A 1637-nucleotide genomic window follows, 5' to 3' on the forward strand; every position below is an offset into this window, starting at 1 on the left:
CGGCGTTTTTCAAGGTAGTTGTCATCATTCGCTTGTTTACTAAGCAGCTTCTCTTTCTGGATTTAGGTGAATGTCACCAACAGGTTCACAGTTTCTGATATCACCTGGCCAGCGTTCAGGGTTTAGCTCTTTTGCTGCGAGTAATACCTTTGCTCGGCGCTTCAAGATCTCTTTATCTTTTCCATTGTGACGCTCTGAAGGCGTGACGTAATTTAGCTTACTGTGCTTATGCTCGGTGTTGTACCAGCGTACGAAGGCTTCAACCCAACTTCGACTACTGTTGATACTTTCAAAGCCCTTTGTTGGCCAGCTTGGCATGTACTTTACCGTGCGGAACAATGATTCGACATACGGGTTATCATCGCTGACTCTTGGGCGGCTATACGATGAGGTAATACCTAACTCTTCCATTTTTGCTTTAAACGTCAGCGACTTCATCGGTGCACCATTATCTGAGTGAAGAACCAGCGCTTGATTGAAGCATTGCTCTCGCATCAACGTTCGTTGCAGAAGTTGTGACGCCAGCTCACCGCATTCACGCTCATACACTTCATAACCAACGATTTTTCGACTGTAGATGTCCTCGATGACATACAGGTAATAGTGTTGGCCTCGAACTTTTGAAGGTAAGTAAGTGATATCCCATGTATAGACTTGGTTCGAATCTGTCGCTGTGTAACTTGATGGCTTCGCTTGCTTCTGCCTACTTCTTTGACGACCTCGTCTGTGGAGTTGTCCCTGTGCACTCAGCACCCGATAGTAACTCGATTCAGAGGCGATATACTCACCTCGGTCAAGCAGTGTCGGGACGATTTGAGTCGGAGGTAAGCTTGCGAACTCAGAGCGGTTACACACCTCGATAATCGCATCACGCTCTTGCTGAGAGAGCTTGTTAGCAGGCTCTGGCCTGATGCATATCGGCCTTTTGTCAGCTTGAACTTCACCTTGCTGATACCAGCGACGATACGTTCTCAAGTCGATTTGAACTTCATGGCAAGCTGGCTCTAAACGGCATCCGCATTGCTTCGCTTCAAGGATAAGAGTCACTATGGTCTGCCTTTCATCGGTTGAGGTTAGTCGTCCTCTGGCTCTTCCCCGTAAAAGGCTCTCAGCTTTTTTCTTAGTACCAAGAGGGCGGCCGTTTCAGCGAGTGCTTTTTCTTTGAGTCGTAAATCTTTCTTCAACTCTTTGATTTCAAGTTTGTCAGCTTTAGCCTGCTTCTTTGCTTCAGCTTCCTGCTCTTTACTCGACTTAAACCCTTGCATACATTCGCTGCGCCAACTTTGGATTTGTTCAGGGAAAAGACCTTTTTCACGACAATATTGGCTGAGTTCACTTTCGGTCATCGAGTAAGTCTCGGCAACAATGGCGAGTTTAGTTTGAGCAGACCACTGCTCTGATGAAGTGTTGCTATTTGGCACGGCGGCTCCTGAACGTCTGAGTTGCTGGCGCCAATGATACAGGGTCGCAGTGCTAATTCCTTCCTCTTCCGACACTTCTTTAACTGACATCGAATAGGGAGGCAACAGCTTCTTCAATATAGCTTCTTTTCTTTCTACTGAGATACGAGACACAATTACTCTTTATCGCCCAAACTGGTTAAATTTTAACAGTGACAACTATCCTGCCAGAGGGGG

Annotated in this window: 1 protein-coding gene; it reads right to left on the reverse strand. The window is 46.6% G+C overall.

The window, feature by feature from the left end; genetic code table 11:
• Window positions 1-39: 39 nt before the first annotated feature.
• A protein-coding gene (locus AB4589_RS22395; RefSeq protein WP_371715208.1) for an IS3 family transposase occupies window positions 40-1574 on the reverse strand; the annotation gives its coding sequence in 2 pieces (ribosomal slippage) (window positions 40-1121 and window positions 1121-1574; 1536 coding nt in all).
• Between the last annotated feature and the right edge of the window lie 63 nt (window positions 1575-1637).

Source organism: Vibrio sp. 10N.222.49.A3 (assembly GCF_041475145.1).
GTDB lineage: Bacteria > Pseudomonadota > Gammaproteobacteria > Enterobacterales > Vibrionaceae > Vibrio > Vibrio tasmaniensis_A.